Source organism: Nitratidesulfovibrio sp. SRB-5, from assembly GCF_019931275.1.
GTDB lineage: Bacteria > Desulfobacterota > Desulfovibrionia > Desulfovibrionales > Desulfovibrionaceae > Cupidesulfovibrio.
This window is the reverse complement of record NZ_JAIOTY010000002.1, coordinates 990,441-1,012,727: the sequence shown is the minus strand read 5'-3', so window position 1 is coordinate 1,012,727 and position 22,287 is coordinate 990,441. Positions and strand designations below refer to the sequence as shown.

Annotated in this window: 20 protein-coding genes; 7 read left to right on the top strand and 13 right to left on the bottom strand. The window is 67.5% G+C overall.

The features are described from left to right. Window positions 1–448 precede the first annotated feature (448 nt). Complete coding sequence (locus K6142_RS11615) at window positions 449–1,000, bottom strand: hypothetical protein (RefSeq protein WP_012612263.1); 552 nt, start codon at window positions 998–1,000, stop codon at window positions 449–451. 872 nt (window positions 1,001–1,872) lie between these two features. Further along, on the bottom strand, window positions 1,873–2,454 hold the full coding sequence (locus K6142_RS11610; protein WP_012612264.1) for a hypothetical protein: 582 nt from the start codon (window positions 2,452–2,454) through the stop codon (window positions 1,873–1,875). A 1,045-nt stretch (window positions 2,455–3,499) separates the two neighbouring features. Between K6142_RS11610 and K6142_RS11605 the strand changes: the two genes are divergently transcribed. Further along, a complete protein-coding gene (locus K6142_RS11605) occupies window positions 3,500–4,963 on the top strand; it encodes a D-alanyl-D-alanine carboxypeptidase family protein (protein ID WP_190245310.1) in 1,464 nt (487 codons plus the stop codon). Between the two features lie 108 nt (window positions 4,964–5,071). Here K6142_RS11605 and queD read toward each other — a convergent pair whose 3' ends face one another. From queD to queC, 3 genes are all read right to left on the bottom strand, one after another. After that, the gene (gene queD / locus K6142_RS11600; protein ID WP_190245309.1) at window positions 5,072–5,440 is read right to left on the bottom strand and encodes a 6-carboxytetrahydropterin synthase QueD; all 369 of its coding nucleotides are present in this window, start codon (window positions 5,438–5,440) and stop codon (window positions 5,072–5,074) included. Between the two features lie 182 nt (window positions 5,441–5,622). Beyond that, a complete protein-coding gene (queE, locus tag K6142_RS11595; protein ID WP_190245308.1) occupies window positions 5,623–6,297 on the bottom strand; it encodes a 7-carboxy-7-deazaguanine synthase in 675 nt (224 codons plus the stop codon). Beyond that, window positions 6,297–7,016, bottom strand: a complete 720-nt coding sequence (queC, locus tag K6142_RS11590; RefSeq protein WP_190245307.1) for a 7-cyano-7-deazaguanine synthase QueC — start codon at window positions 7,014–7,016, stop codon at window positions 6,297–6,299. The genes queE and queC overlap by 1 nt, the downstream gene beginning before the upstream one ends. 559 nt (window positions 7,017–7,575) lie before the next feature. Here queC and K6142_RS11585 point away from each other — a divergent pair. The 3 genes from K6142_RS11585 to K6142_RS11575 all read left to right on the top strand — a co-directional run bounded on the left by K6142_RS11585 (window position 7,576) and on the right by K6142_RS11575 (window position 10,344). Beyond that, window positions 7,576–8,754: an FAD-dependent oxidoreductase gene (locus K6142_RS11585; protein WP_190245306.1), complete on the top strand. Its 1,179-nt coding sequence runs from the start codon at window positions 7,576–7,578 to the stop codon at window positions 8,752–8,754. Between the two features lie 4 nt (window positions 8,755–8,758). Then, window positions 8,759–9,652 carry a succinate dehydrogenase/fumarate reductase iron-sulfur subunit gene (locus tag K6142_RS11580; protein ID WP_190245305.1) on the top strand — a complete coding sequence of 298 codons (894 nt, stop codon included), beginning with the start codon at window positions 8,759–8,761 and terminating at the stop codon, window positions 9,650–9,652. Window positions 9,653–9,828: 176 nt separating this feature from the next. Next, window positions 9,829–10,344, top strand: coding sequence for a YbaK/EbsC family protein (locus K6142_RS11575; RefSeq protein WP_190245304.1), 516 nt, complete (start codon window positions 9,829–9,831; stop codon window positions 10,342–10,344). 55 nt (window positions 10,345–10,399) lie between these two features. On the opposite strand, the gene K6142_RS11570 is transcribed toward K6142_RS11575, so the two are convergent. Next, the gene (locus tag K6142_RS11570) at window positions 10,400–11,095 is read right to left on the bottom strand and encodes a LuxR C-terminal-related transcriptional regulator (RefSeq protein WP_190245303.1); all 696 of its coding nucleotides are present in this window, start codon (window positions 11,093–11,095) and stop codon (window positions 10,400–10,402) included. Between the two features lie 511 nt (window positions 11,096–11,606). Between K6142_RS11570 and K6142_RS11565 the strand changes: the two genes are divergently transcribed. From K6142_RS11565 to K6142_RS16670, 3 genes are all read left to right on the top strand, one after another. After that, on the top strand, window positions 11,607–11,873 hold the full coding sequence (locus tag K6142_RS11565; protein WP_012612273.1) for a phage regulatory CII family protein: 267 nt from the start codon (window positions 11,607–11,609) through the stop codon (window positions 11,871–11,873). 405 nt (window positions 11,874–12,278) lie between these two features. After that, the gene (locus tag K6142_RS11560) at window positions 12,279–13,781 is read left to right on the top strand and encodes a response regulator (RefSeq protein WP_190245302.1); all 1,503 of its coding nucleotides are present in this window, start codon (window positions 12,279–12,281) and stop codon (window positions 13,779–13,781) included. Continuing rightward, window positions 13,771–15,213 (top strand): pseudouridine synthase family protein, encoded by a 1,443-nt coding sequence (locus K6142_RS16670; protein WP_190245301.1) that lies wholly within the window; start codon window positions 13,771–13,773, stop codon window positions 15,211–15,213. The genes K6142_RS11560 and K6142_RS16670 overlap by 11 nt, the downstream gene beginning before the upstream one ends. A gap of 211 nt (window positions 15,214–15,424) precedes the next feature. Here K6142_RS16670 and K6142_RS11550 read toward each other — a convergent pair whose 3' ends face one another. From K6142_RS11550 to K6142_RS11520, 7 genes are all read right to left on the bottom strand, one after another. Beyond that, window positions 15,425–16,135, bottom strand: a complete 711-nt coding sequence (locus K6142_RS11550; protein ID WP_190245300.1) for a DUF2062 domain-containing protein — start codon at window positions 16,133–16,135, stop codon at window positions 15,425–15,427. A gap of 277 nt (window positions 16,136–16,412) precedes the next feature. Next, window positions 16,413–18,128, bottom strand: a complete 1,716-nt coding sequence (gene recJ / locus K6142_RS11545) for a single-stranded-DNA-specific exonuclease RecJ (protein WP_190245299.1) — start codon at window positions 18,126–18,128, stop codon at window positions 16,413–16,415. 189 nt (window positions 18,129–18,317) lie between these two features. Next, a complete protein-coding gene (locus tag K6142_RS11540) occupies window positions 18,318–19,349 on the bottom strand; it encodes an HDOD domain-containing protein (protein WP_190245298.1) in 1,032 nt (343 codons plus the stop codon). Next, the gene (locus tag K6142_RS11535) at window positions 19,346–20,278 is read right to left on the bottom strand and encodes a tetratricopeptide repeat protein (RefSeq protein ID WP_190245297.1); all 933 of its coding nucleotides are present in this window, start codon (window positions 20,276–20,278) and stop codon (window positions 19,346–19,348) included. The genes K6142_RS11540 and K6142_RS11535 overlap by 4 nt, the downstream gene beginning before the upstream one ends. Before the next feature lie 225 nt (window positions 20,279–20,503). Then, window positions 20,504–21,256, bottom strand: a complete 753-nt coding sequence (gene pyrF / locus K6142_RS11530; protein ID WP_223380854.1) for an orotidine-5'-phosphate decarboxylase — start codon at window positions 21,254–21,256, stop codon at window positions 20,504–20,506. Between the two features lie 5 nt (window positions 21,257–21,261). Next, complete coding sequence (gene gmk, locus K6142_RS11525) at window positions 21,262–21,891, bottom strand: guanylate kinase (protein WP_190245185.1); 630 nt, start codon at window positions 21,889–21,891, stop codon at window positions 21,262–21,264. Beyond that, window positions 21,891–22,157, bottom strand: coding sequence for a DUF370 domain-containing protein (locus K6142_RS11520; protein WP_012612282.1), 267 nt, complete (start codon window positions 22,155–22,157; stop codon window positions 21,891–21,893). The genes gmk and K6142_RS11520 overlap by 1 nt, the downstream gene beginning before the upstream one ends. Between the last annotated feature and the right edge of the window lie 130 nt (window positions 22,158–22,287).

Here is a 22,287-nt window from a genome sequence, read left to right as displayed (position 1 = left end):
ATGCATGCCGCACCGACGGCCCGTGCATGACAAGGGCGCGTTCAGCCGGGTGCGTATAGTGGCATGTCCGGGATGCGCCTTGCAACCCCGTCCTTTCGCCCTGCCAGTTCGAAACATGTCCGGCGGGACGGTTTTTCCGTAGTGACAGTGGCGGGACATGCCCGGCCCGGTGCCTGTGCGTGGGCGGATGCCTGCCGGATGCTTGCCGGATGCGGCCCGGATAATGCCCGGAAGCGGCCCGGATGCGGGAGATTCTGCCGCGCGATGCGCCGCTGTTCCCGCCGCCGTTCGCGTTGCCGTTCGAGCTGCCCGGCCCTTCAGGCAGGAAGGCGCATGTGCACGCCTGCCGCACAACCAGCCGCCGCGACACAACATGAAAAAGGGGGGAGCCTGCGGCTCCCCCCGATGATCACAGTGCGCCCGAAGGCGGCGGTGGCGAACGTGTCGGCTAGGCGGCGCGGGCCACGCGGCGAAGCTGGTCAAGATCCAGCACCACCGGGTCGATGAGGGTGAAGCCGCCGGGGTTGCCCCACGCGAAGTCGTCGGCACACAGGGTGTCGTAGCGCACTTCGTCGATGGCGCGCATGGTGCTGCCCAGCACCGGACCGAAGTCGGTGATGCAGGTCATGAAGCGGGCGGCATCGAAGCTTTCCACGTTGTTCCAGGTCCAGGTGTAGCTGCACACTTCTTCGGCAAAGCCCATTACCGCCAGGTATTGAGCCTTGCTGTCAAGGTACAGGTTGCTCATGCTGGTGGACACGTTGCCAAGCAGTGCGCCCATGTCGAAGGTCTGTTCCGACCCGTCGATGAAGAGCTGCACCCTGGTGTCGGCCTCGATGCGCATGCCGAAATTGCGGGTGTTGCCGCGGCGCCAGAAGTCCATGTACTTCTCGGCGTAGATCTTGCGCCCCTTGGCGCGGATGGCCAGTGCCGTACGCGGCGAGACGGGGTGCAGGGCCAGGTCGCAGCTTCTGCCGGAGATGGTAAGGGTAACGTTCATGATGGGACTCCATTTCGTTGCCGATGCGCCCTCTCGGTTTCCGGCTGCATCCGGTGCGGCCGCCCGGATGCCGTGCGATCCCTCCGTGAGATCGCATGTGGGGTGAGCCCGTCCGCCGTCCCGTGGGACGGCGCGCCGCCTGTGCCCCGCGCCGCTCTCGCGCATCGCGTCGTACGCCGTGTCCGAACACCTTTCGCCACCCGTGGCCCCTCCGGTCCGCCGCGCTTTCGCGCTGGTCGGTCCGGCCTGCCCGACACGCTCACCGTGTCCGGGCCGCCACCTTCATCGTGATGAACGGGCAGGTTCCGATGAAGTGGCAAGACTGGGTCGCTTGTACTGGTTGTTCACACAGCAACGACGAGCCCACACTGCCTCTTACCTCGCTGTTTGTCAACTCAACCTATCGAAAAACCCGGTGCTCACATCACCCAAACGAGTGCGCGCCTCACTCGCGGCGAGCATGCAGCATGCTAAAATATAAAGTAATTTTTAAATACCCCAACGCCGTGCCGAGCAACCTGCCGCAACCAGCACACATTGGTCGCACAATCCATTTTCCACAAAACTCCGTAACTTAGCAGGCACTTTTCACTCCAATTGTGATTTTTTTCATTTTCAAAAAAATAATGTGAGCGATCACATCTTTTTTTCACTCTCGGCATGGCAGATACGCACAGCACGCTCGTACCCGTGCTGGCCGAAAAAAGAAAAGGCGGGGCCCGCCGCTTACGGACGGCGGGCCCTGGGGGAGGGGGAGAGCGGAGGGTGTGGGGGCCTCCGCTCTCGGGCAGGGAGGGGTAGGGCTACTACGAGTGCGGGTCTGGCGATCGGTCGGGCGGGAACCCCAACCGGAAGTACTTGTATGCGAGCGGCTATGCCGCCTTCTTTCCGTTACCGGCCTGTTCGGCCTCCACCTCGCGGCGCACGTCCGCAAGGTCGATGATCATCGGATCGATGAGGGTGAACCCGCTGGGGTTGCACCACGAATCGTCATCTGCCAGGTGGCCGTCGTAGAACACGTTGTCCACCACGTTGTACCCCTGCGTCTTCATCACGCGGTCCCAATTCAGCACCTGGAAGCTGAACTTGGCGGGGTCGAAATTCTTCACGTCGTGCCATATCCACTTGAAGGCGCACCACTCGTCGTCATAGCCCAGCACGGCGAGATACTTGGCCTTGCTGTTCAGATACATGCGGCGGCGGATGGTGGTTACGTCGCGGAACAGCAGGTTCTCGTCCAGTTCGGCCTGACGACCGTCAACGAACAGGCGGACAAGACTGTCGGGCCCAAGGCGCATGCCGAAGGTGCGGGTGTTCCCCTTGCGCCACCAGTTCATGTACTTTTCGGCGTATATTTCGCGCCCCTTGGAGCGGATGGCTTCGGCCGTCTGCGGCGAAACGGGGTGCAGTGCGAGGTCACAACTCTGTCCGATGATTTCGAAGGTGATGTTCATGACGGTCCTCTCCGTTGGAGGTTTGCGCTCCGCGTTCACGCTTTCCGTTTAGACAGCTATCCGAACCGACTCGGCGGTCTGACTCGTCGTCCTTGCCCAGCCACAAAGCACAGCCCGTGCCATTGCGTGACCACGGCGGCGGCAGAGGCACACGAGCACACCTCCAACATACTGAATACATGAATAAATATTTTTATCACAAACTCCCGCCCGGAAACATCCGCTTCGCGCAACCTTGCGCGGATTGACTGCTCAATCTTGCATGATTGCGCGATAACCTGGCCATCTCGCGCGATATACACGCAAGCAACCATTTACTTGCACAATCAACCGATCCCGCCACTCTGAACCTATCAGATTGATATAAAATCATTTTCTTGAAAACGCCAAATTGCCCGACAAATACGACTACAGCACATACCTCCACCATGGAGAGTTCATGCTCTGCATACATATGCCCGGGCGCCCCCCCTGCTGTTGGCAGACGCCGCCTGCTCTGCCCTCCCCCACCACCCAGGTGTGAAAGGCGGCGGTTCATACTGCAAGACGGCTGGGCAGACATGCATCGCCCAGCACTGCGACTGCTTCGCGGCAGATGGATCGCGTCATGGGGTCAACCGAAGGGCAAATCTTTGGCCTGCCCGGAAACCTAGCACCAGAGCGGGCTGCCGGAGATCGCCCAACACAAGGCAAACTCTAGAAAATATTCAACATGCCGAAATTTCGGCCAGCTCGCGCCCGGCAATACAGACATGCAATTCCCCCCTTTTGGCGTGCAACATCAGATCGCAAGGGCGCCGCGTTCACGCTCCGACACGGCTTCAAATGCCTTTTCATCTCCATGGAGCCTGCCTGACCATTCCCGCTCCTGAAAACACGTGCAATTTTCTGCGCAACCAGCAGAGAATGCTTGTCATGCCCCTGCCTCTACAGTAATGCTTGCGGGGTACACAGGAGTGCAGCCATTCCAAGCAGGGGACGGCGCGCGGCCTGACACACCGATTTCCCGGCCCGGAGCGGCCGGCTCGGAAAGGCGAGACAGCGCATGCGCATGCACAGCACCGTTCCCGGCCATACGGCCCAATGCCCGCACCACGCAGCACACCGCCCGGCGGCCCATGCCGCCCACGCCACCGCACCGACCGCCCAAACCGGCCTGCCTGATTCGAAGCGCCTGTCTGGCCCGGCTCACTGGCTTGGCCCGGCTCGCCTGTCCGGCATTGCCCTTCTGGCGCTGGCGGTTGCCATGCTACTCGCAGCGCCTGTGGCGCAAGCCTCCAGCCACGAAACGCTCGACGTGCGCTCCGCCATGCTGCTGGACATGAGCACTGGCCGCATCATTTACGAACAGAACGCCGACGAGCCCATTCCCCCCGCATCGCTCACCAAGGTACTGTCCATGTACGTGGCGCTGGACCAGGTGCGCGCGGGCAAGGCATCGTTGAAGGACACGGTCAAGGTCAGCCGCCGCGCCTTCTCCACGGGTGGTTCGCGCATGTTCCTGAAACAGGGCGAAACCCTGACCCTGGACGATCTTCTGGAAGGCATGGCCGTTTCCTCGGGGAACGACGCCAGCGTCGCCACCGCCGAACACATCGGCGGCAACGTGGACAACTTCGTCCAGATGATGAACGCCAAGGCCCGGGCGCTGGGCATGAAGAACAGCGTGTTCCGCAACCCGCACGGCCTGCCCGCCGCCGGGCAGCACACCACCGCGCGCGACATGCTTGCCCTTTCCCGCGCCTACCTTGCCCAGTACCCGGAAGCCCTGCGCTACCATTCCACCCGGTACATCAAGCACAACAAGGTCATCACCACCAACAAGAACCCCCTGCTCGGCAACTGCGAAGGGGCAGACGGCCTCAAGACGGGTTGGGTGTTCGCCTCCGGCTACAACCTCATCTCCACGGTGAAGCGCGGCAAGACCCGGCTGCTGGCCGTGGTGCTGGGCGCGGAAACCACCCAGGCCCGCGCCCAGGAAGTGAACCGGCTGGTGGAGGCGGGCTTCCGCTCCGTGGCTGGTGGCGGCAAGAGCGTCTCCACGCTGCTGGCGGACATGAGGCCCGCCGACTACGCCCTGAACCTGCACAAGACCAACAGCGAGGCTTACGCCGAGTTGCGCAAGACCTCCAAGGCCACCAAGGCGCGCAAGACCTCCGTGGCTGCTGCCAAGGCCTCGGAAGACGCCAAGGCTGCCCCCGCGCAGAAGAAGTCAAAAAAGAAGAAGGCTGCCGCCACCGCGGAAAAGGCCACCTCCGCCAAGACGGCGCAAAAGACCGCCCCCAAGGCCGCCAAGGCTGCGGCGTCTGCCGCGCCCAAGGCAACCAAGGCCAAAGCCACGGCCCAGGCGAAGCAATCCGAGCGCAAGGCCGTGGCCAAGGCGGACGACCAGGAACCCGCCCCCAAGGCCTCCAGGAAAAAGTCTTCGTCTACCAAATCCACGGCGGACAAGACGCCCGCCCCCGGCAAAAAGGCCGCCCCGCGCGAGGTGGCCGACAAGCAGGGCTGATGCCCGCCAACTTTCGCAAGGCGCCACACGCAGAAAGGGGCACCCCACAGGGTGCCCCTTTCTGCGTCCATATGCCTAGTGGCGGTGACGGTTCCTGATTCCCGAAGGCTACGCGGCCCCGGCGTCCCCCTCGTACACCGCGCCGGAAGTGGGGCTTTCGCGCACCACCAGGCGGCACAGCTGCGGCAGGCCGGGCTTCAGTTCGCGCCACAGCCAGCGGGCGATGCATTCGCTGGTGGGGTTCTCCAGCCCGGGGATGTCGTTAAGGTAGGCGTGGTCCAGCCGGTCTATGACCGGCTTCGCCAGCCTTTTCAAGTCGCCGAAATCCATCACCCAGCCGGTGTCGCCGCCCACGGGGCCGCGCGCGTGCACTTCCACGGTAAAGGTGTGGCCGTGCAGGTTGCCGCACTTGTGCCCCTGCGGCACGCACGGCAGCCGGTGCGCCGCATCGAAGGTAAGCGTAACGAAGATGTCCATCCGTCCTGCCTGTGTGTCAGCCGTGCGTGCACGGCGTGGTGTCGAGGTGATGTTGCCCGGCGCAGAGGTCCGGCTCATGCCGGGCTCATGCCCAGCTCATGCCCAGCTCATGCCCGGCTCATATACGGATCATGTCCAGACCGCACGGGGGGCCGGGGCGTTCATGCCATGGGGGCGGGCGTCTAGCGAATGCCCAGATACTTGTGCGTCTGCAACCCAAGCCGCCAGCGCGGATGTTCCAGACAGTGGCGCACGCAGGCGGCAATGTGGTCCGCACCGGCTTGTGCGCCTGCCCCGCGTGCCGCGTCGTCGCACGGCTGCAGGATGAAATGCCCGAAGTCCAGCCCCGCGAAATCGGCGGGGTCCACCCCGTCCTGCGGCCAGACCAGCTTCAATTCGTCGCCCCGCGTCACGGCAAGGCGGGTGCCCGCCTTGGGGCTTACGGTCACCCAATCCAGTCCGGCGGGCAGGGGCAGGGTGCCGTTGGTCTCCACCCCGCACAGACAGCCGTGCGCGTGCAGGGCGTCCAGCAGTTCCGGCCTCAGTTGCAGTGCGGGTTCGCCGCCGGTGAACACCACATAGGGCCGCCAGCCGCCCCCATCAAGTGGGGGCAGTGGGTACGGAAAGGCGGCAAGGATGGCGGCGGCCAGCGCCTGCGCATCTTCGAACACGCCCCCGCCGGGGCCGTCGGTGCCCGTGAAATCGGTATCACAGAAGCGGCACGCGGCATCGGGCCGGTCCTGCTCGCGCCCGGTCCACAGGTTGCAGCCGGAAAAGCGGCAAAACACGGCGGCGCGCCCGGCGTGCACGCCCTCGCCTTGCAGCGAGTGAAAGATTTCCTTGACCCGGTAGCCCATCAGCACCCGCCGCCGGAACAACTGCGCAGGTAGTCGGCCCAGCCATGGCGGCGCAGGTCGCAGGCCGGGCAGTCGCCGCAGCCGTAGCCCCACGGGTGCCGGGTGGCGCGCACGCCCTTGTAGCAGGTGTGGGTATGCTCCAGCACCACCTCGACAAAGGCGTCGCCGCCCACCTGTCGGGCCAGTTCCCACGTGGCGCCCTTGGTCAGCCACATCAGCGGGGTGTGCAGCACGAAGCGCGTCTCCATGCCCAGGTTAAGGGCCACCTGCATGGCCTTGATGGTGTCGTCGCGGCAATCGGGGTAGCCGGAATAGTCGGTCTCGCACACGCCGATGATGATGTGCCGGATGCCCTGCCGGTAGGCATGGGCCGCCGCCGCCGTCAGGAACACCAGGTTGCGCCCCGGCACGAAGGTGGTGGGCAGCCCGTTGCGGCCCATCTCTATGGCCACGTCGTGGGTCAGCGCGGTGCTGCCCAGTTCGCGGAACAGGGCCAGTTCCACGGTGGTGTCGTCGGCCAGGCGCTCGTTCCAGCCCGCGGACAGGCGGCGCACCTCGTCCATCAGGCGCAGGCGGCAGTCCATTTCCACGGTGTGGCGCTGACCATAATGAAAGCCGATGGTGGACACCCGGCCAAAGCGTTCCAGCGCCCAGCCCAGGCATGTTGCGGAATCCTGCCCACCGGACAGGACCACGAGGGCGGTTTCTTTGCTATGCATGGCGGCTCCTTGCGAAAGACGGGCAACCGGTTGCGCAAATGCGGACGACGGACGGGACGCGGGCCGCATACCTGCCGGACTTGCCGGATTTACCGGAGTTGCCGGATTTACCGGAGTTTCCGGACAGGCCGGGTTTTCCGGGCAGGCAATGCAAGCCAGGCCCCGTATCGGCACCTTGGTCGGCGGTGCCCCCCGGCACCACCGCGCCGCCGCCGAACCGTCGCGTGGGAAGCACTCTGGCTACCCCGCCCGTCCCCGCTTGTAAAGCGCCAGTGCGCCCCTGCCAGCGCGCATCGCCTCCGGGCCGGATTTTCGCTCTTTTCCCGCTCGATCGCCAGATTGTTTCGCCAATCATGACCGCGCACTGTACCATTGCCCCGTATCCGTGCTAGGGATGAGCATGGTCCGGCGTTCAAGGGCGGCATCGGCGCACGGGCGGGGCAGCCTGCACCGCGCGCATGCCGCACAGCCAGACGCCCTTCCGGCTTCCGCCCCTTTTCGGCGCAATCGGAAGGCACCGGCGCAACCGGCACGGCAGCATACCCACAGTGGAGCACGCATGGAACACATCGCCATCATCGGCGGGGGCGGCACGGCCGCGGCCCTCGCACACGACCTGATTCTGCGCGGCTTTTCCGTGGCCATCTACGAGCGGGGCGAATTCTTCAGCGGGTCCACGGGCCGTCATCACGGACTGCTGCACAGCGGGGCCCGCTACGCGGTGCACGACCCCGAGGCCGCGCGCGAATGCATCGAGGAAAACATGATCCTGCGCCGTCTGGTGCCGCAGGCCATGGAGCAGAACGAAGGGCTGTTCGTGGCCCTGGACGACGAGGACATGGCCTACCGCCAGCGGCTGAAGGACGCCTGCGCCGCCACGGGCATCCCCACGCGCGACTACACGCCCGAGCAGGCCCGCAGGCTTGAACCCGGCCTGACCGACACGGTGCTGGCGGCCATGCAGGTGCCGGACGCAACATTCGACGCGTGGCGGCTGGCCCTGCCCTTTCTGGCCACGGCGCGGGCGGGCGGAGCCACAGTCCACAATTTCACCGAGGTCGTCGGCATCGACGTGCAGGGCGGCGCGGTGCGCGGGCTGCGCCTGCGCACCCTGACGGAAGACGCCCACGGCGCGCGGGGCCGCGAATGGTCCGCCCCCGCCGACATGGTGGTCAACGCCGCCGGTGCCTGGGCGGGCAAGGTGGCGGCGCTGGCGGGGGTGCACGTGCCCATCCAGCCGGGGCCGGGGGTGCTGGTGGCCATAGAGGGCCGGGTGACCAACATGGTCATCAACCGCATGCGCAAGGCCAGCGAAGGCGACATCATCGTGCCGCAGCGCCGCCTTTCGGTGCTGGGCACCTCCATGTGGCTCACCGACGACCCCGACCATCTGGACATTCCGCCGGAGCACGTGCAGCGCATGGTGCGCCTGTGCTCGGAAATGGTGCCCGCCTGCGCCGATGCGCCCATCCGTTCGGCCTGGTCCGCCGCGCGTCCGCTCATCGGCAATGCCGACGCCGCCCGTCCGCAGGAAATCAGCCGCACCTTCGACTGCTACGACCACGGCACGCGCGACAACGTGTCCGGCCTGCTGTCCATCATCGGCGGCAAGGGCATGACCCTGCGCGCCATGGCCGAAAAGACCGCCGACATCATCAGCCGGCTCACCGGGCGCGATGCGCCGTGCCGCACGCGCGAAACGCCCCTGCTGCCCGCGCGGGCCTTCTACAGGAGCTGACCCCATGAGCGATGCCGAAAAGACCGCGCCCGGCGCATCCGCCGCCACGCCCGAATCAGGCTCCCCACCCGCCCCCGTGGCCGCTTCTTCGCCGCAACAGGCGCGCACGCTCACGGTGCGGGTACTGCGCAGCGGCCCCGGCGGGGCCAACGCCCGCTTCGATGACTACCGGCTGTCGGTACGGCCAGAAGATTCCGTGCTCGACGTGCTGGACCGCATCCGCGTGGAGACGGACCCCACGCTGGTCTACCGCCATTCGTGCCACCATTCCAGCTGCGGCACCTGCGCCATGCGCATCAACGGGCGCGAGCGGCTGGCCTGCATCACCCGCATGCTGGCCCTGGGCACCGACGTGGTGACCCTGGAACCCTTGCGTTCGCTGCCCGTGCTGGGCGACCTGATGGTGGACATGCGCCCCATGTTCGCCCACATCGAACCGGACTGGGGCTACGTGCGCCCGGTGGAAAAGGCCTCCACCGGTGTGCCGCACGGGGTGGCGCGCTACACCCGGCTGGAGAACTGTATCGAATGCGGGGCCTGCATGTCGGCCTGCCCGGTCAGCAACGGCACCGACGACATGCCCCCCGCCACGGCCCAGGGCTCGCAACACTCCGCCCACCAACCCACCCGGCAGGCCGCCCGCCAATCTGCGCAGGACTCGGACGAATCCGCGCCTGCCGACGCCATGTTCATCGGGCCCGCACCGCTGGCCGCGCTGAACCGCGAACTGGCCCGCCACCCCGAACGGCGCGAGGAACTGCTGCACATCGGCAAGGGGCCGCACGGCGAGCGCCACTGCCGCCGCCACATGGCGTGCAGCCGGGCCTGCCCCAGCGGAGTCTACCCGGCCAAGGACATCATGGACATCCGCATGATGCACGGGGGCGGCAAGGACTGAACCGCAGCCGGGGCTGGCCGCAGGCGCGCTCCGCGCTACCGGTCCTGCCCCTCGTCGCGCATATTTGCCTGCCCCACGACCGGAAATGAACAGGGCAAGCCCGGAATTCCCGGACTTGCCCTGCCTGCCTCCATGGGCTATCCCCCCACCGGGAAACATCTTTCGAGGAGGGCCCCATGGTCGATGCATCCCTTTCCCCCAGCGCACGCCGCGTGCAGGACTGGCTGGACCAGGCCGTGCGCGAGGCTGGCGGCGACTACAGCACCCCGCGCTTCGTGGTGCGTGAACTGCCCGACTCCACCCGCACCGCCCAGGAAGCGGCGGATGCCGTGGGCTGCACCGTGGCCCAGATCGTCAAGTCGCTGATTTTCAGGGGCAAGCAGAGTGGGCGCGGCTGGCTCATCGTCGCCAGCGGAGCCAACCGGGTGGACGAAAAACGGGCTGCCGTGCTGGCGGGCGAACCGCTGGGCCGCGCCGACGTCGACTTCGTCCGCCAGGCCACCGGCTACGCCATCGGCGGCGTGCCCCCGGTGGCCCACGCCACTCCGGTGGGCTGCCTGATCGATGCGGACCTGCTGGACCTGCCCGACATCTGGGCGGCGGCAGGCACTCCGCACGCGGTGTTCCCCCTGACGCCTGGCGACCTTGTACGGCTGACCGGTGGCATCGTGGGCCCCGTGCGCAAGGAATAACCACGCGCCCCGGCCCTTGCGTGCCGGACACGAAAAAGCGGGCGCCACGCCCGGCTCAGCCAAACCCCGACCGCTCGCCACGCGGCCTTGGCCGCAGGGCAAAGCCGCGTTCCTCGGCCCATGCCCTGGCATCGGCCTGGGAATGCAGCGAAAGCTTGCGGAACAGGTTGGCGCGGTGTTTTTCCACGGTCCTGTCGCTGACCACCAGCAGCCCGGCGATTTCGCGGTTGCGATACCCTTCGGCCACCAAGTGCAGCACCTCGCGCTCGCGCGGGGTCAGCAGGGCAAGGGCATCGCGCTCTCGCTCCGCCGGTTCCGCCTCGGCGGCGCTACGCCTGTCGCGCAGCACCTCGCGCGCGGCCCACGGCGACAGCCAGCCCCCGCCCGCCAGCAACGCCCGCACCGCCATCCGGACCTCTTCGGCGCTGGCTTCCGGCAGCAGATAGCCGTCGGCCCCCGCCTCCAGCGCGGGGCGCAGCATGGCCGGGTCGTCCCCGCCAATGGCCAGCACCCGCCGGGACGGATGGCGACGCTTGAGCAGCCGCATCACGCACACCCCGTCCAACAGGGGCAGCCCGCATTCAATGACGGCCAGGTCCGCGCCCAACCGTTCGCACCCCTCCAGCGCGGCACGCCCGTCCGACGCCTCGCCGCACACGCGCACCCCTTCCAGCCCGCGCAGCAGCACCTTCAGCCCTTCGCGCATCAACGGCTGATGCGCGGCAATGAACACGTTGCGCCCGCTTTCCATGCTGTCTTCTCACTCCCTGCCCCGGTGGCCCGGCGGGCATCCCCCGCATCGCGCCACCCGTGCCTGCCCAGAGCCTGCCCATTCTGCCGCCCTGCCGCCCTACCGCCTGCCCATCACAGCCAAGCTACCTCGTCGCCCCTGCGGCGGGGCCTGCCTGCAACTGGCCGCAACTGACCGCAACCGGTTGCAACCGGCGCCGGGTACTCCGCCCGCGCCCGTGCTCAGGGGATTCCCCCGACTCCGGCAGCTCCGGCCAACGCGGCCCACAACCGCGCCGTGCAGTGGCCTTGCCGCCAAACAATCGCGCAACCCCTACCGGAAGGAGCGCAACCCTACATCGATTCGGAGGGACACTACCATGAAAATACGGTCACGCTCAACGCCCAAAATACCGTATCATCAGGTTTACAACCCCATGGCTTCATGATTTCTGCGTTAACATGGTCCAGTGCCCTCCGCGCACCGCCAATGGTGCGCCGGTTTCCACCACCGCAGGCAGGAGGAAGCCCCCATGCGCAGAAGCGTGACCAGTATCATTCAAAACGCCGTGCTTGGCGCGCGGCGGTCCAAGTGGGTTGCCCAGCAGATCGGCAAGCCCTATCCCACCATGATGCGTGAACTGAACCCCCACGATCACAGCGCCAAGCTGGGTGCGGATACCCTGCTGGAAATCATGCGGGTGACCCGCGACGTGGCCGCGCTGGAGTACATGGCCCAGGAAATGGGCTATCAGCTCACCCCGCGCCAGATGGAGACGGTTGGCGGCAAACAGTCCTGAGCGTGCGGGCGGATCACGCGCTCATGCGTGGCCGCCCGTGCCGTTCACGCTGGCTTCCTGTCCGGTCCGGGCCCGGCGGCGCAGTTGCCCCGCGCCTCACAGCCCCCCGCGAAAGGGTGCGGTTCCGCATGCGGACAGGCCCGTGCTCCAGCGCGCGCGGCAACCCGGCACGCTGCGTTCCCTGCCGTACGGCCTTCCATCGGCCTGTCCCCGAGCTGCGGTCGATCTGGCCCCGGTCTGCCCCCGACCTGTATTGACCTGCCGGACACGCCGTCCCGCCCTGCCGTACGGGCACTGCCGTACGGGCACTCCGCGGGTGCTTGCAAATCCGTGTGAAATGGCGCACCCTGCCACTGCCGTTCCCTTCAACGGGAACGGCGAGCCTGCACGCCTGCACGGAGCATCATGACGCATCCGCTCATCCTCATCGTCGAGGACAGCCGCGCCAGCGCGGACGAACTGCGCACCCGCATCGCCGAACGCCTCGGTTTTTCCGTGGTCACGGCGGGCACGTGCGCCGAGGCCGTTCGCATCATGGACGAGCAGGGTCCCAACCTGTTTCTCGCCATCCTCGACCTTACCCTGCCCGACGCCCCCGACGGCGAAGTGGTGGACCATGCACGCACCCGCAAGGTGCCGTCGCTGGTGTTCACCTCTCGTCTGGACGACACCACGCGCCGCTACATCCTTTCCAAGGATGTCATCGACTACATCATCAAGGACGAGTACGCCGTCGACAACGTGGTGCGCGCCGTGGACCGGCTGCACCGCAACCGCACGGCCAAGATCCTGGTGGTGGACGATTCGCCCTCCATGCGCACCTTCATGAAGGAAGAACTGCGCCGCTACATGTTCCAGGTGTACGAGGCCTCGGGCGGCCCCACGGCCCTGCGCGTGCTGGAGCGCAACCCGGACGTGATGCTGGTGATCACCGATTTCATGATGCCCGACATGGACGGGCTGGAGCTGACCCGCCGCATCCGCGAACGCTACCCGCGCGAAGCGCTGTCGATCATGGGTGTTTCCGTCCACGCCGAACGCCCGCTTACCGTGGAGTTCATCAAGAACGGCGCCGACGACTTCATCACCAAGCCCTTCCTGCGCGAGGAACTGTACTGCCGCGTGCTCCAGAACGTGGAAACGGTGGAGCGCGCCCGCACCCTGGTGGAACTGAACGACGTCAAGAACCGCTTCCTGGGCATGGCCGCGCACGACCTGCGCAACCCCATCAACGGCATCCGGGGCTTCAGCCGCCTGCTGCTGGACGGGGTGCTGGGGCCGCTGACCGACGACCAGCGCAGCGTGCTGGGCACCATGCACCAGGCCAGCAACGAGATGCTTCAACTGGTCAACGATCTGCTGGACGTCACCGTCATCGAAAGCGGTCGGCTGGACCTGGTGCTGGCACCCGGCGACCTGGCCGTGCTGGCGGCGGAGCGGCTGTCCTTTGCCTCTTTGGCGGCGGGCGCCAAGAATATCCGCATCGACAAACAGTTCACGCACGCCCAGTGCATGTTCGACCCGCGCCGCATGGCACAGGTGTTCGACAACCTGCTGAGCAACGCGGTGAAGTTCACCCCGCCCCAGACGCGCATCAGCGTGGCGGTGCGCGTGGAGGGCACGGAAGCGGTGTTCGAGGTGGCGGACGAAGGCCCCGGCATCCTGCCCGAAGAACGCGAACGCATGTTCCACTCGTTCGAAAAGCTCAGCGCCCGGCCCACGGCGGGCGAGGCCAGCACCGGCCTTGGGCTGACCATCGTCAAGCGCATCGTCACCGCGCATGGCGGTCGGGTATGGGTGGAAAGCGAACCCGGCAACGGCGCCATTTTCCGGGTGGCCGTGCCGCTGCGCGTGGGGGCCATGTCCACGGCGGAACGGGCGCTGGCGGCCCCGTCCGGTGAACGCTGAGGCGCACACCGGGACGGCATGCATCGCGCCGGAAGACGACGGCGCCCGGCTTGATGCCGCCCTGGCCCGGCTGCTGCCCCTGCTGGACCAATCGGACCGGTCGAACCAATCGGACCGGTCGAACCGGTCGGACCAGTCGGACCGGTCGCCTGACGACGCACATCCCCCCCTTCTCCCGCCCGGCGCGGGCCTGCGCGCCCGCCGCCGCCTGTGGCTGACCCATGCCGTGCTGCTGGACGGACGCCCTGCCCAGCCGGGCACGCGGGTGCGGACGGGACAACGGGTCGCCTTGCGCCCGCTGGACGCGATGCGCGCCACCATGCAGGCGGCTGCGCTGCCTGCCGGACCGCAGGCCGGGCCAAAGGCCACACAGGACACCCTGCGGAGCGGGGCCGCATCCACCGGCGATGCCGCCGGAAATGTCGCCAATGCGCCCCACGTGCTGGCGGAGGCCGACGGGCTGGTGGCCCTGTACAAGCCCGGCGGGCTGCATTCCGCCGCCATAGCGGGCAGCGCCGCCCCCAACGTGGAAGCGCTGCTGCCCATCCTGCTCGGGCAGCCAGACATGGTTGCGTTGGCCGATCGCGCCGATCTCACGGACCTGGACGCTCCCGCTGACTTGGCCGATCCCGCTGACTTGTCCGACCTCACGGACTTGGCCGATCCCGCTGCCCCGACTGACCCTGCCGCCCCCGATGCTTCCCGGCCATTGCCGGTTGCGGACGACACCACGGGCTTTCCGCGCCTGCTCAATCGGCTGGACGGCCCCACCTCCGGCATCCTGCTGGCCGCGCGTGCCCCGCAGGCCGCCCACCGCTTCCACGCAGCCGAGAATTCCGGCCAGGTGACCAAAACCTACCTCGCACTGGTGCACGGCGTGCTGGCCCAGCCCATGACAGTGCGCCGGGGGCTGGACACGGCCAACCGCGCCACCACCCGCGTCCTGCCGCAGGACACCCCCGATGCGTTGCGCCATACCATGGTCACGCCGCTGGGCGTCATGCAGACAACGGACATTCCGGATGCCGCGCCCTGCACGCCCACCCTCGCGGGCGATGCCGGGCAAGGTTCCGCACCTGCGACTGCCCGCACCACGCATGCACCCGCCCCCGCCAGCCCCCCCGGCACGCCCTTTACACTGGTACGCTGCGTCATCCGCAAGGGTGCGCGCCACCAGATCCGCGCCCACCTGGCCTCGCTGGGGCACCCCATCGTGGGCGATGCGCGCTACGGCACCCCGGACGGCACCGGCACCACCATGCCGCAGGGCGCGCCGCACAGTGCACGCCCCCCCGCCCCCGCCACGCTGTTCCTGCACCACGCCCGCATCGAACTGCCGGGCTTTCGCGCGGCATGCCCGCCGCCGTGGCTGCATCTGCTGCCGCCGGAACTGCAAGAGGCGGCACGCGCCGCGTACCGCCTCGATTCCTGAGCCGTCAGCCCGTTTTCACTCGACCAAAACAGACGCGGACCAGACTGGGGCCAGACACGGGCCAGTCTGTGACCCGTCAGGGACTCGTCTGGGGCCCGCCAGTACCGATAGGGGCTCGCCTGTACCGGCAGGGGCTCGCCTGTCTCACGCCAGCCATCACCAGCGCCAGCGTTCCGCCTGGCCGCACGCCCCCTGACCGCACGCCGCGGGGCTATCGCTGCACGCCGTGCCCCCCATCCCCCCCGTGCCCGTCGTCACGATCGTCCGCCACCGCGCCGCCATTGGCGGCGCCATTCTGTTCGCACCCGTCACCCTCTTCGGACGGTGCGCAGCCCGGCTGCACCGGCGGTGCGTTTCTGGCCCCGGTGCGCCAGCGCACCCGACGCTGCTGGTACGCCGCCACCATGCGATGCGTTGCCACGTAGGCCGCCACCCCGGCCACCGCGCCAAACACCACCCCGCCAGCGCACAGCACCAGATACACGTCCCAGCCCATGGCCAGCAGCGAGGTGAGGTTGGCGAGATCGTCGGGCAGCGCCACATGCATGTTCGGCAGCAGAAACGAGCCGATGGCGAAAAAAATGGCGTACAGTGGGCCGAAGGTCACGGGGTTGGAATACAGCGTGGCGATGACCGCCGCCGTGGGGCTGGCCCGCAGCAGCCAGGCCACCACGCCCGCCAGCAGCATCTGCGAGGGAATCAGCGGAATGGACCCGATGAGCATGCCAAGGCCCACGCCCAGCGCGATGCGATGCGGTGTGGACGGCAGGCGCACCAGCCGCAGCCGGTGCAGCCGCACGGCCCGCCACAGGCGTTCCGGCGCGGAACGACCGTTACGGCGCGGGCCGAGGGCGCCATTTCCGGCACTGTCTGCGTCGGATGGGGCCGTGCCGCCATCCTGCGGGTGCTGCGTTTCTTTCATGCGTGGCTCCGGCAAACTGCGGCGGCGCACAATCCGCCGCACCTCGGGTGCTAGGATAGCCGTGCGCGGAGTCAAGGGCAACGTCCGAGGGGCAACGTCCGAGGGGCAACGTCCGAGGGACGACGGCTGCAAGACTGCGGGCACGGGACAGGGCCCAGCCCCGGCCCATGCCAGACAAGTCCCCTGACCAGACCAGCCTCATACCAGGCCGGTCCCGTACCCGGACCGGCCCATGCCCGAATCAGCCACATGCCCCGACAGGACAGGATTCGGCGGCCTACTCGCGCTTCCAGTCCTTGATGCGCAAATCCACCGATGCCGCACCGTTGTAGCGGTCGATGCGCGGGGTATAGGCCAGGCGCACCCGCGTGCCGCGCAGACTGTCCGGAAACTGGCCGGACTGGCGCCATGCCTTGGCCCGCAGGGTGATGCCGCAACTCTCGTCGGTCAGTTGCAGTTCCACGTGGTCGCGCGTGGGGCCGAAGCGGCGCAGGTCGCGCACCAGCACCGGCGGAGAGGCGAACACCGGCTCGGCGTTGCCCGTGCCGAACGGCTGGAGCATTTCCAGTTCCTTCAGCAGGGTGAAATCGCCTGCCAGTGCAAAGCCCAACTCGCCATCCAGCTTCAGGCGCGGGGTCAGGGGGGTGTCGCCCAGTTCCGCCCGCACCACGGCGTCGAAGCGTTCGCGCAGGGTATCCACATGGCTGGCAGGCATGCTCATGCCCGCCGCCTGATGGTGCCCCCCGAACGCGGTGAACAGGTCGGCGCAGCGGGTCAGCCCGGCGTGCAGGTCGAATTCCGCCACCGAACGGCCCGACCCCTTCATGGATTGGCCGTCGCTGCTCAGGATCAGCGTGGGCCGGTAGAATTCGTCCACGATGCGCGATGCCACGATGCCGATGACCCCGGGGTGCCAGTCATCGCCGTGCAGCACAAGGCCCATGCGATTCAGCTGCCCTTCGGCCTGCTTTTTCGCGGCGTCGAGGATGCGGTCTTCCTCGGCCCGGCGGCGGGCGTTTTCCGCGTCCAGTTCCTGGGCCAGCCGGGCCGCCTCGGCGTGGTCGTCGGTCAGCAGCAGTTGCAGGGCCAATTCCGCCTTGCCCATGCGCCCCGCCGCGTTGATGCGAGGCGCAAGGCCGAACACCACCTGCCCCGCGCCGATGGCCGCCGTGGGATTGTACCCGCTCACGGTCTTCAGCGCGGCCATGCCGGGGCGCCGGGCCTCCGCTATCTTCAGCAGGCCGTTCTTGACCAGGATGCGGTTCTGCCCGTGCAGGTTCACCACGTCGGCCAGCGTGCCCAGCGCCACCAGGTCGAGAAAGTCGCGCATGTCGGCCTTCTTGCCGGTGCGCTCGGCCAGGGCCGCGTTCACCGCCGCCATGACCAGAAAGCTAACCCCCACCCCGGCCAGGGCCGGGCACGGGCATTCCGCCAGACGCGGGTTGCAGATGGCGTTGGCATCGGGCAGCCCCTCGGGCGGCATGTGATGGTCGGACACCACCACCGTCATGCCCAGTTCGCGCGCCCGGCGCACCGGTTCCACGTCCGAGATGCCGCAGTCCACGGTCAGCAACAGACGCACGCCCTGCTCCGCCAGCCGCTCCACCCACGCCACGTTCAGGCCGTAGCCTTCCTCGCGCCGGTCCGGGATGTGATGCGCCGCCGCCATGCCATGCTGCGCCAGCACGCCCTTGACCAGCGCCGTGGAGGTCACCCCGTCCACGTCATAGTCGCCCCACACGGCAAAGGGCAGCCCGGCCAGCAGGCCATCCGTCAGGGTGCTGGCCGCCTGCTCCAGCCCCGGCCATTCGGCCAGCGGGGCCAGATGCCGCAGGTTGGGCGAAAGGTACAGGGCCATGTCGTCCACGGCCCCCACCCCGCGCCGCCACAGCAATCGCACGATGAGTTCCGATACTTCCAGCCGCTCTGCCCATGCCGTGAATGGCGGTGTTGCCGCCTCCGGCTCCGGGCGGAATATCCAGTTGCGGGTCACGCATGCTCCGGGTGAAAAATCAAATATGAAAGAAGGAACCGGGGGAAGGGAACCCTTTGGAAAGGGTTCCCTTCCCCCCGCCCCCCATCCCTCCCAAACTTTTCAAAATGGGGTGGGGGCATCGGAAAATTCGAAATCCACCCTGCGGTACATACCGGCATCCACTGGAAAACAATGTGCGCAGTCGTGTTACGCCAGCTGCGACACGAACTGTCCTATCCGCTCGCCTTCGAGCAGGGTTTCGATTTCCGCCATGAAGGCCGTCACGTCAACCCCCAGCGAACTGGCCGCGTCGTGCAGCCCCTGTGGAATCAGCACATCGCCGGGCAAGCCATCCGTCAGGCTGCCAGGCAGGGCATTCGCATCCCTCTTCGCCAGCCGCTCGCGCAGGCGCAACGCGGCATCGGCCACGTACACCACCAGCGCGGCGCGTTGATGCTCGCCCGCCAGATGCGGTGCGTGGTGCCAGTTGATGGGTTCCGTCAGGGCCATGGGCAGGTCCCAGAACGACAGCAGACGCGCGCCCACCACCCCGTGGTCCAGCCCCAGCAGCAGTTCCTCGGCCTCGGAATCCGTAAGCGCACGGTCCCCGGCATGCTGACGGATGGCCGCCCAGTCGTCCGGACGATAGGCGGCGATGAGCAGCTTGCCAAGATCGTGCAGCAGCCCGGCGGTGTAGCAGGTTTCCGCGTCGCAGCCGGGCAGGCGGCGGGCCAGCAGGCGACACCCCGCGGCCACGGAAAGCTGATGCCCCCAGTATTCGCGCAGGTCGAACGCGGCGGGCAGGCGCGAACGGTCGATCATGCGCGAAACGCCCAGCGCCAGCACCAGCGCGCGGATTTCGGCCATGCCCAGAACGGCAACGGCCCGCTGGACGGAGGTTACCTCCGATTGCAGGCCGTAATAGGCGGAATTGGCAAGGGACAGCACGCGCGCGGCAAGCCCCTGCGCCTTGTTGACCACCCCGGCCACTGCGGACAGGGGGGCCTTGGAATCGTCGCGGGTGGAATCGAACAGTTCGCGCAGCAGGCCGAGGTCGTAGGGCAATTCCGGCGGACGGCGCAACAGTTCGTCCAGCAGCGCCTGGGCCGCGTCCAGCCTGCCAGTTCCACCAGTTCCGCCAGTCCCGCCAGTTCCTGCGGTTCCGCCAGTCCCTGCGGCCCCTAAGGTTCGGCCAGGGTCGGGGGGTACGCCGCCCCCTGCGCCACCGGCGGGGCTCACGCCCCGCCTCCGTCCCTGTCGGCCTGTGCCGTGGCCTTGCCGCCCCCGGCGATACGGGCCAGCACCTCGCGCACGGTGTCCTGCTGTTCGGCGGGCACCAACTTCTTGGCCTGCATCCATTGCAGGAACTTGATGCCCGCATCGATGGCAGGATTGATTTCCAGCGCCTTCAGCACATGCTCCACCGTGCCGGTGAAGTTCTTCTTCTCCAGCATGGCGCGGGCCATGTTCAGGTGCAGGTTCTCGTCCTTGCGGGTCAGTTCCAGGGCGCGCGTGTAGTAGGATACGGCCTGGTCGAACATCTGGTTCTTGCGCAGGTTGATGCCGAATTCGTTGAAGAGGTGCTTGTGCTCCTCGTCAAAGGCGGCCTCCAGCTTCACCAGCCGTTCGAAGATGTCGTCGGCCTTGCCCGTCTCGCCGCGCGAAAGATAGGTCAACCCCAGCCCGAAGTTGGCGCGCACGTTCTCGTCGTCCACCTGCAGGGCGTTGCCGTACTCGTATTCGGCGCTGAAGGTCTCGCCCTTCTGGCGGTGGCGGTCGGCGCGGGCCACGGTCTTGTTCAGTTCGCGCATGCGCGGAAAGACGGTCTGGACGTAGAATTCCGGCTCCGGCGCGAACTTTTCCAGCAGCTCGTCCATGGTGATGCGCCGCTTGGGACCCGAGGGAACATAGTTGTTGTTCAGGGGCTGGACTTCCACATCCCCCTTCTCGGTCTCTTCGGCGTACCAGAAGCCTTTCTGGATGGTCTTACGGGTGGTGGTGCCGGTGCCCACCTTCTTCACGTCCTGCGTCGAGAACACGCCCTTGATGCGTTCCCTGCCGCGCTGGCTGCCCAATTGGCTGCCGATTTGGCTGCCCAATTGGTTGCCTTGCTGGGCATGCGCCGCCGGAGCGGTGGGGATCGGGTCGTCGCGGGTCACGTCGGTCATCTCAAGCCTCCAGCAGGGGGCGCATGTATGGCATCGGCCCTATCATCCGAAACAGGTGCCCGCCGCGCGCGTCAGGCCGGTCGCGCCGCGCGCGACCGTACCAACCGTCATTATCCCCCTTTTCTCACATATCGGCAACAACCGCCATGTCTTGAGACCGCGTGTCGCCCTGCAACGCCGCCCCCGCCCGCGTCATGCAGCGTTTGCCGTTCTGCACCAACGGGATCAGGCCCCGCGCATCTCCGCCAGGATGCGCCGCGCCGCTTCCGCCGGGCCGTCTGGTCCTGCCACGCCGGTCACCGGGCGGCCCACAACCAGATAGTCGGAACCGGCCCGCACGGCCTCCGCCGGGGTCATCACCCGGCGCTGGTCGTCACCGCCGGAACCGTTCCCCTGTGGGGCGGCAGGCCGGATGCCCGGCGTCAGGCAGATGAAATCGCGCCCGCAACGCTGCTTGATGCCCGCAGCTTCGTACCCCGAACAGACCACGCCGCCCAGGCCCCACTCCCGGCCGCATACGGCCAGGCGGGCCGCCTCTGCGGAAGGATCGGCCCCGCCGGGCAACTCGCCCGGGGCCACGCTGGTCAGCACGGTGACCCCCAGCAGGATCGGGGCCGCCCCGTGTCCGCGCGCCGCCGCGCCCTCGGCCAGGCCCTCCACCGCCGCGCGGCACATGCGCTCGCCGCCGGGCAGGTGGATGTTGCACATGTCCGCCCCGGTGGCCACGGCGGAACGCACCGCCCCGCGCACCGTGTTGGGAATGTCGTGAAACTTCAGGTCCAGGAACACGGGAAAGCCCATGTCCTTCAGTCGGGCCACCACCTCGGGCCCGCTGGCGGTGAACAGCTCCAGCCCCACCTTCATCCACAGGCGGCCCCCTGCGCCGTCCGCCTCATTGGCCGCGCCGCGCAGCGCGCGGGCCGTGGCCAGGGCCGCGTCCATGGTCGGGTAGTCCAGCGCGATGACAAGTTCGGCCATGCGACTCACCGTCCTTCCCGCCACCCGTCCATCAGCCCCCCCACGAGGTCAGGGCTGCACGAGGGCGACAGCGTGGCCGCGATGTACGCGGCCCGCAGTTCGTCATAGGCGGTTTCCAGGTCTTCGTTGACGATCCAGGCGTTGAACCAGTGGGCCTGGTCCAGTTCCTTGGCGGCATTGGCCAGGCGGCGCTGGATGGTGGGTTCGTCATCGGTGCCGCGCGCGCGCAGGCGGCGCTCCAGTTCCGCCCGCGAGGGTGGCAGGATGAACACGTAACACCCCTGGCGCAGGCTGCCGCGCAACTGGCTTGCGCCCTGCACGTCGATGTCGAAGATCACGTCGCGCCCGTCGCGCAGCATGTCCAGGGTGGCTTGCAGCGGGGTGCCGTAGAAGTTGCCGTGCACCTCCGCCCATTCGGCGAAAAAGCCTTCGTCACGCAGGCGGGTGAATTCGGCCACCGTGACGAAGTGGTAGTCGCGGCCGTTCACCTCGCCCGTGCGCGGCTGGCGGGTGGTGTAGGAAATGGAATAGGCAAAGCGGGAAAATTCCGCGAGCAGGCGTTTGGTCAGGGTGGTCTTGCCGGTGCCCGAGGGGGCGCACAGCACGAGCACGATGCCGGATCGTTGGCGGGCCATCAGTCGGCGTCCTCCTGCGTGTAGCGTTGGCCCACGGTTTCGGCCTGAATGGCCGAAAGGATGACGTGGTTCGAATCGGTGATGATGATGGAGCGGGTCTTGCGGCCCTGGGTGGCGTCCACCAGCCGCCCCTCCTGCCGCGCGTCCTCGCGCAGACGGCGCATGGGCGACGACGACGGGTTGACGATGGCCACCACGCGCGAGGCCACGACAAAGTTGCCGAAGCCCACGTTGATGAGTTTTTGCGATGACGATTTCTGCTGCATGGCGTTCCGGCGTGCCCCGTGGCCATCATGCCCGGCGCGGCGTCCCGGCGGTGCGAACTGCCCGATGCGGTCCGATGAGCCGGAACCGGCCAGAGCTGGCCAGACGCGACCCCATGCGGCCCCATGCGGA